Origin of the sequence: Jatrophihabitans sp., assembly GCF_051960575.1 — a bacterium.
GTDB lineage: Bacteria > Actinomycetota > Actinomycetes > Mycobacteriales > Jatrophihabitantaceae > JBQCEE01.
Genome location: NZ_JBQCEE010000193.1, coordinates 1 through 7,929 on the forward strand (window position 1 = coordinate 1; position 7,929 = coordinate 7,929).

Here is a 7,929-nt window from a genome sequence, read left to right on the forward strand (position 1 = left end):
CGGCGAGTGCCGGGCCGCCCGTCGGGCTCGAACGGTGCTGTCGCGGAGCTGCCTCAGCCGACCTTGGCCGGCTGCGGCCGCGGCCGCTTGTCGGTGTCCGTGCCGGCCGCCGGGGCGTCGTCGCCCATCGACACCTGCCGGCGCTTCGACACGATGACCGCCGCGGCGATGATGAGGAACGCGACGATCGCGACGACCGCGCGGACGCCCTTGCTCGCGTCCTGACCGATGCTGAACTTGATCACGGCCGGCGCGATGAGCACGGCCACCAGGTTCATCACCTTGATGAGCGGGTTGATGGCCGGGCCGGCGGTGTCCTTGAACGGGTCGCCGACGGTGTCACCGATGACGGTGGCGGCATGCGCCTCGCTCTTCTTGCCGCCGTAGTGGCCGTCCTCGACCATCTTCTTCGCGTTGTCCCAGGCGCCACCGGAGTTGGCGAGGAACACCGCCATCAGCACGCCCGCGGCGATCGCGCCGCCGAGGTAGCCCGCGAGCGGGCCGGCGCCGAAGGCAAAGCCGATCGTGATCGGCGCGAAGATCGCCAGCAAACCGGGGGTGGCCAGCTCGCGCAGCGAGTCCTTCGTGCAGATGTCGACGACGCGGGCGTAGTCGGGCTTCTCGCTGAAGTCCATGATCCCGGGCTTGGTGCGGAACTGCTCGCGCACCTCGAACACCACGCGGCCGGCGGCACGGCCGACCGCGCTGATCGCCAGACCCGAGAAGAGGAACACCGCGGCCGCACCGATGATCGCGCCGATGAGCACGTTCGGGGCGACGATCGTGAAGTCGATGTCGCCGTCCGCGTTGTACTTCAGGTACGCGTCGGTCAGGGCCTTCGTGTACGAGCCGAACAGCGCGGTCGCCGCGAGCACGGCGGTCGCGATCGCGATGCCCTTGGTGATCGCCTTGGTGGTGTTGCCGACGGCGTCGAGGTCGGTGAGCACGCGGGCGCCCGCCTCGTCGATGTCGCCGGACATCTCGGCCACACCCTGCGCGTTGTCGCTGACCGGGCCGAAGGTGTCCATCGAGACGATGACGCCGGCGGTGGTCAGCAGACCGCAGCCGGCGAGCGCGACGGCGAACAGCGCCACCGCGACCGAGCCGCTGCCGAGCAGGAACGCGCCGAACACGGCGATGGCGATGAGCACCGCGGTGTAGACGGCCGACTCGAGACCCAGCGAGATGCCGGAGAGGATCACCGTGGCCGGGCCGGTCAGCGAGGTCTTGGCGACGTCCTTGACCGGGCGGCGGATGGTGTCGGTGAAGTAGCCGGTGAGCTGCTGGATGAGCACCGCCAGCACGATGCCGATGAGCACCGCGATGAAGGCGACGACGGCCGGGCTGGTGTCGGGCGCGTTGCCGGAGTCGCCGAACAGCGAGGTGCCGGAGAACGCCTTGAAGCTCTGGTAGCCGTGCAGCTTGGTGAACTTCGACGGCAGGAACGTGAACGACACGATCGCGACGAGCACGAGAGAGAACACGGCCGAGATGAAGAAGCCGCGGTTGATCGGCACGAGGCCGTTGCGGTCGGTGGCGCGCAGCTTGGTGGCGAGGATGCCGACCACCGAGCTCAGGATGCCGATGCCGCCGATGATGATCGGCAGCAGCAGGCCCTTGGCGCCGAAGGCCGACTGGCCCAGGATCAGCGCCGCGACCAGGGTGACGGCGTAGCTCTCGAAGAGGTCGGCCGCCATGCCGGCGCAGTCACCGACGTTGTCGCCCACGTTGTCGGCGATGGTCGCCGCGTTGCGGGGGTCGTCCTCGGGGATGCCCGCCTCGACCTTGCCGACGAGGTCGGCGCCGACGTCGGCCGCCTTGGTGAAGATGCCGCCGCCGACACGCATGAACATGGCGAGCAGGGCGCCGCCGAAGCCGAAGCCTTCGAGCACCGTCGGGGCGTGCTCGTTGTACGAGAGCAGCACGATGGACGCGCCGAGCAGGCCGAGGCCGACGGTGAGCATGCCGACGATGCCGCCGGTGCGGAACGCGACGTGGAAGCCGCGCTCGGAACCGCCGCCACGGGCGGCCGCCGCGACGCGGACGTTGGCGCGCGTCGCCATGGTCATGCCGACGTAGCCGACGATGGCCGAGAAGGCCGCGCCGAACAGGAAGAACACCGCCCGGCCGACCCGCACGCTCGTCCCGCCGTCGTTGACCGGCAGGAAGATCAGCAGGACGAAGACGATGACCGCGAAGACCGCCAGCGTGCGGAACTGGCGGTTGAGGTACGCGGCCGCGCCCTCCTGCACCGCCTTCGAGATGCTCTGCATGTTCTCGGTGCCCTCGTCGGCGCTGAGCACCTCACGGATGAGGACGTACGAGTAGGCGAGCGCCGCGACGGCGAGGACCAGGATGATGTACACCCAGGTCTTCTGGCCGCTGGTGATCGCGAGCGGGTTGTCCGCCGCGAGAAGGTGGTGCGAAGTCATGCATCTCCCTCGACATCGATCACGGGTCGCGCACGCCGACCCGGCGGCGTGGCGGGCGCCCGTCGTCCGGCCGGAGCTCGACCGGGACACGGGCATCTGGTGACACTGACGCTCGCACTGTAACGGTGACCGAGCACACGCCTGCGACGGACATCACCCTGCGCGATCACCTCACGGCGACCACACGCGAAAGATCGTGATCCGGAGCGGGAGAGCGCCCTCCGGCGCCGCCCCCGGCGGGGTCAGCCGGTGATGCCGGCGACCGCCTCGTCGACGCCCTCGTAGATCGAGAAGACGCTGTCGAGGCCGGTGATGGTGAACAGCTTGAGGATGCGGTCGTTGGTGCAGACCAGCGCGAGCCGACCGCCGCTGTTCTCGGCCTCGGTGCGTGCGCCGATCAGCGCGCCGAGGCCGGTGGAGTCGAGGAACGCGACCTCGGTGAGGTCGACGACGACGGCCTCCGCGCCGCTCTCGAGCAGCTCGGTGAGGTTGTCGCGCAGCGTGGGTGCCGAGTACACGTCGACCTCGCCGCGCACCGAGAGCACCGACGCCCCGGCGACCGACTCGCGCGAGACTGCAAGTTCCATCGACACAACCCGCCCCTGTCGCTGCTCGTCGATCCGGTGATCGACCTCCGATCCAGGATGCCACACGGAAGGTGGGCGGCCGGACGCCCGCGGAGCAGGCAGGATCGACCGGGTGCGCCACCTGCTCGACCGCCTGCTCGCAGGCACGCCGCCGGGCGAGTCGCCGCTGCTGCACGTCGAGGAGCTGCCGACCCGCCCCGGCCGGCCCGCGACGTGGCCGGCGTGGGCGCCGCCGGAGGTGGTGGCCGCCTTCGCCGCCCGGGGGGTGACGGCGCCGTGGACGCACCAGGTCGCCGCGGCCACCGCGGCGTGGGAGGGCCGGTCGGTGATCGTCTCGACCGGCACGGCGTCGGGGAAGTCGCTGGCCTACCAGCTGCCCGCGCTCGCCGCGCTCGCGGACGACCCGCGGGCCCGCGTCCTCTATCTCTCGCCGACCAAGGCGCTGGCCGGTGACCAGCTCGGCTCGCTCGAGTCGCTCGACCTGCCGTTCCTGCGCGCGGCGACCTACGACGGCGACACCCCGTTCGAGGAGCGCGACTGGGTGCGCGCGCACGCGAACTGGGTGCTGACCAACCCGGACATGGTGCACCGCGGCCTGCTGCCGCAGCACGGACGCTGGGCGAGCTTCTTCCGGCGGCTGCGCTTCGTTGTGATCGACGAGTGCCACACCTACCGCGGCGTCTTCGGCTCGCACGTGGCGCAGGTGCTGCGGCGGTTGCGGCGGGTGTGCGCGGTGTACGGCGCCCGGCCGGTGTTCGTGCTCGCCTCGGCGACCGCCGCCGACGCCGCCACGTCGGCGACCCGGCTCACCGGCGTGCCGGTCGAGGCGGTGACCGACGACGGCTCGCCGCACAGCGCGGTGACCTTCGCGCTCTGGGAGCCGCCGCTCACCGCACTCAAGGGCGAGCACGACGCGCCCGTGCGGCGGGCCGCCGGGGCCGAGGCGGGGCGGCTGCTCGCCGACCTGGTGATCGAGGGCGCCCGCACGCTGGCGTTCGTGCGGTCGCGGCGCGGCTCCGAGCAGACCGCACTGTCGGCGCAGCGGCACCTCACCGAGGCCGGCGCGACCGATCTCGCCGAACGCGTGGCGGCCTACCGCGCGGGCTACCTCGCCGAGGAGCGGCGGGCGCTCGAGGCGTCCCTGGCATCGGGCCGGCTGCTGGGCGTGGCCGCCACGAACGCGCTCGAGCTGGGCATGGACATCGCCGGTCTGGACGCGGTGATCCTCGCCGGCTTCCCGGGCCGTGTGGCGTCGCTGTGGCAGCAGGCCGGCCGGGCTGGGCGAGGGCTCGACCCGGCGCTCGTCGTCTTCGTCGCCCGCGACGACCCGCTCGACACCTACCTCGTGCACCATCCGCAGGCGCTGTTCGGGCGGCCGGTCGAGGCGACGGTGTGCGATCCGGAGAACCCGTACGTGCTCGCGCCGCAGCTGTGCGCGGCGGCGGCCGAGCTGCCGATCGGACGCGACGAGCCGGCCGCCTTCGTGGCCTCACCGGGTGGATCGACCGAGGTGGTCGCGTCCGTGCTCGAGCGGCTGACGGCCGACCGCGTGCTCCGGGCGCGTCCGCAGGGCTGGTTCTGGACCTCCCACGACCGGCCGGTGATCGACATCCGCGGCACCGGCGGCGGCCCCGTGTCGGTCGTCGACACCGCGACGGGCGCGCTGGTCGGCACCGTCGACCGCGGCGCGGCCGACGGCACCGTGCATGCGGGCGCGGTCTACCTGCACCAGGGACGCGCGTACGTCGTCGACCGGCTCGACCTCGACGAGGGCGTGGCGCTCGTGCACGACGAGTCGCCGCCGTGGACGACCTCGGCCCGCGACGTCACCGACATCGCGATCGTCGGGGCCGAGCGCAGCCGGCGCGCCGGGCCGCTCACGGTGGCGGTCGGGACGGTCGACGTCACCAATCAGGTCGTCGGCTACATCCGGCGCCGGCTCGCGACCGGCGAGCTCATCGACGAGCAGCCGCTCGACCTGCCGCCGCGGCAACTGCGCACGACCGCCGTCTGGTACGTCGTGCCGCAGGACGAGCTGGACGCGTTCGGGCTGCCGTTCGACGCCGTGCCCGGCGCGGCCCATGCGGCCGAGCACGCCGCCATCGGCCTGCTGCCGCTGTTCGCGACGTGCGACCGCTGGGACATCGGCGGTGTCTCGACCGCGCTGCACCCGGACACCGGGCAGCCGACCGTCTTCGTCTACGACGGGCACCCCGGCGGCGCCGGGTTCGCCGAGCGCGGGCACGACGCGCTCGGCGAGTGGCTCGACGCCACCCGTGCGGCGATCCGGTCGTGCGAGTGCATCTCGGGCTGCCCGTCGTGCGTGCAGTCGCCGAAGTGCGGCAACGGCAACGACCCGCTCGACAAGGCCGGCGCGGTCACCTGGCTCGATCTCGTGCTGCGGCATCTTCGCGACGCGAGCTGACGGCGTCGGCGTGCCGGCGATGTCGGTGGGTCGACGCGCTCGACCGCCCGGGACGGTCAGCCTGCGGGCGTCCTGGCGGCAACGTCGGTGGGTCGACGCGCTCGACCGCCTGAGATGGTCAGGGTTCAGGCGTCGTGGTGACCGGCTCGGCGGGTCGAGCGGTTCGACCGGGCCGGCTCGGGCCCGGGGAGCGTCGCGACCAGGGCGCGGGCGAGGTCGAGCCCGGCGGCGGCGGGTCCGTCCGGCCCGAGGTGCGCGGCGTTGAGGTAGGCGCCGTCGACGATCACGGCGAGCTGGTCGGCCACCGTGACCGGCCCGCCCGCGCGGGCGACGAGCTCGCCCAGGCGCGTCCGCAGCCCGCGTCGGTAGTCGCGGGCCACCGTGCGGGCGGGATGGGCGGCGTCCTCGAACTCGGCGGCGGCGTTGCCGAACGGGCAGCCGCGGAAGTCGGGGCGACGCAGGTCGGCGGCGATCGCGTCGAGCATGGCGACCAGCGCGTCCCGTGGGTCGGCCGCGGTGGTGGCGTCGGCGTCGATGAGCGCGAGGATCCCGTCGGCGAGCCGCGTGAGGTAGGCGCCGACCAGCGCGTCCTTGGTCGGGAACAGTCGGTACACGCTCATCTTGGCCAGGCCCGCGGCGGCGATCAGCTCGTCCATGCCGACGGCGTGCACGCCCCGCGCCCGGAAGAGCCGCTCGGCGGTGTCGAGCACGAGCGCCCGTCGCTCGTCGGCGGTGCGGCGGGGTTGCCGGGTCTGCGTCACCGTCCTAGGCTACGCCTCGTTGTGACGGATCCGTCTCAAACCGGAGGCGTGGCGTGGACCGACCGACCATCAGCCTGGTGACCGGCGCCGGGCGCGGCCTCGGCGTCGAGGTGGCCCGGCAGCTGGCAGCGCACGGGTATCAGGTGATCGTCACCGGACGTGACGAGGCACGGCTCGCCGAGGTCGTGGCCGGTCTGCCGGGCGATGGGCACCGAGCGCTGCGGCTCGACGTCACCGACGCCGAGCAGGTGCAGGCGTTGCCCGACCGGGTCGGCGAGCTCGACGTGCTGGTCAACAACGCCGCCGCCTACGTCGACTGGACCGAGACGGCGACGAACGCCGACCTCGGCGCCGCCCGCGCCGTGCTCGAGACGAATCTGGTCGCCCCCTGGGCGTTGATCCAGGCGCTGCTGCCCGTGCTGCGGCGCAGCGCGCACCCCCGCATCGTCAACGTGGCCAGCGGCGCCGGCTCGCACGGCGATCCGGACTTCGGGTTGACCCGCCGCGGCGGCGCAGCAGCGAGCTACGGCATCAGCAAGGCCGCCCTGCTGGCCCTCACGAGCACCGTTGCGGCGGAGCTGGCCGAGACCCCGGTGATCGTCAACGCGGTCTGCCCCGGCCTCACCGCCACCTACCCCGGCGCCGAGGCGATGGGCGCGCACCCGATCGGCGCCGGGGCCGAGAGCGTCGTGTGGGCGGCGCTCGTGCCCGACAACGGACCGCGGGGTGGCTTCTTCCGGCACGCCGTGCCGGTGCCGTGGTGACGAGGCGGCGACGAGGGTGAGGGTGCGCGAGTGGTGACGCTCGTCGAGGTCACGGTCGAGAGCCGGGCCGAGTGGCGCGGGTGGCTGCTGGACCACCACGCGTCCTCACCCGGCGTCTGGCTGTCACGGTGGAAGAAGGACAGCGGACGCCCGCACGTCCCCTACGACGACGTCGTCGAGGAGGCGCTCTGCTTCGGGTGGGTCGACAGCCAGCCACGCTCGGTCGACGTGCTCCGCTCGCTGCTGCGCGTCTCGCCGCGCAGCCCGCGCAGCAGCTGGTCGGCCGTGAACAAGGCGCGCGTCGAGCGACTCATCGCCGCCGGACTGATGCATGCGTCCGGACTCGCCGTCGTCGAGGCGGCGAAGGCCTCCGGCACATGGGCGGCCCTCGACCAGGTCGAGCAGCTCGTCGAGCCGCCCGACCTCGCCACTCGCCTGGACGCCGACCCGGACGCCCGCCGCGAATGGGACGCGTTCCCACGCTCGACGCGGCGGGCCATCCTCGAATGGCTCAGCACGGCGAGGACCGAGGCGACGCGGACGAAGCGGCTCGAGCGGATCGTCGTGGACGCGCACGTCGGCGTGCGGGCCAACCAGTGGCGGCAGCGAGGCTGACGGCAGGTCGCGGCCGTGGACCGGCGACGGCAGGTCGCGGCCGGCGACGGCGGACGCGGTGATCAGACGCGACCCGGCCCACGGGAGGGCCAACCGGACGGCGACGACCACGGCCACGCGGCCGCTGCGCCCGTCGGGTGCCGAGCGGACGCGACACGACCGCAGCGACGCCCCGTTGGCCGCGGCGAGCCGCGCGGCGACCGCGCACTGGTCGACGCCGAGGCCGAGCCGCCCCGCACCGGCGAGCGCCGCGAGGTCGGCGGCCGATTCCGCACGGTGCCGAGCGACGACGGCGGCGGACCGCACCCCGGCGACCGCGCCGAGCAGCAGCACGAGGACGCCGAA

6 protein-coding genes and 1 pseudogene are annotated in these 7,929 nt (G+C 73.4%); 3 read left to right on the forward strand and 4 right to left on the reverse strand.

The genetic code is table 11. From position 1 onward, the window contains the following. Nucleotides 1-53: 53 nt before the first annotated feature. The gene (locus ACTHMS_RS10805) at nt 54-2,432 is read right to left on the reverse strand and encodes a sodium-translocating pyrophosphatase (RefSeq protein WP_440306667.1); all 2,379 of its coding nucleotides are present in this window, start codon (nt 2,430-2,432) and stop codon (nt 54-56) included. A gap of 242 nt (nt 2,433-2,674) precedes the next feature. Further along, complete coding sequence (locus ACTHMS_RS10810; RefSeq protein WP_440306668.1) at nt 2,675-3,019, reverse strand: STAS domain-containing protein; 345 nt, start codon at nt 3,017-3,019, stop codon at nt 2,675-2,677. Between the two features lie 103 nt (nt 3,020-3,122). Here ACTHMS_RS10810 and ACTHMS_RS10815 point away from each other — a divergent pair, with 103 nt between their 5' ends. Beyond that, nucleotides 3,123-5,444: a DEAD/DEAH box helicase gene (locus ACTHMS_RS10815; protein WP_440306672.1), complete on the forward strand. Its 2,322-nt coding sequence runs from the start codon at nt 3,123-3,125 to the stop codon at nt 5,442-5,444. 125 nt (nt 5,445-5,569) lie between these two features. Here the strand turns inward: ACTHMS_RS10815 and ACTHMS_RS10820 are convergent, their stop codons facing one another. Then, nucleotides 5,570-6,205, reverse strand: coding sequence for a TetR/AcrR family transcriptional regulator (locus ACTHMS_RS10820; RefSeq protein ID WP_440306669.1), 636 nt, complete (start codon nt 6,203-6,205; stop codon nt 5,570-5,572). 53 nt (nt 6,206-6,258) lie between these two features. Between ACTHMS_RS10820 and ACTHMS_RS10825 the strand changes: the two genes are divergently transcribed. Both ACTHMS_RS10825 and ACTHMS_RS10830 read left to right on the forward strand, forming a co-directional pair. Then, nucleotides 6,259-6,969, forward strand: a complete 711-nt coding sequence (locus ACTHMS_RS10825) for an SDR family NAD(P)-dependent oxidoreductase (protein WP_440306670.1) — start codon at nt 6,259-6,261, stop codon at nt 6,967-6,969. A gap of 30 nt (nt 6,970-6,999) precedes the next feature. After that, on the forward strand, nt 7,000-7,584 hold the full coding sequence (locus tag ACTHMS_RS10830) for a YdeI/OmpD-associated family protein (RefSeq protein ID WP_440306671.1): 585 nt from the start codon (nt 7,000-7,002) through the stop codon (nt 7,582-7,584). Between the two features lie 282 nt (nt 7,585-7,866). Here the strand turns inward: ACTHMS_RS10830 and ACTHMS_RS10835 are convergent. After that, nucleotides 7,867-7,917, reverse strand: a pseudogene (locus ACTHMS_RS10835) (hypothetical protein); the annotation flags it as partial. Nucleotides 7,918-7,929 lie beyond the last annotated feature (12 nt).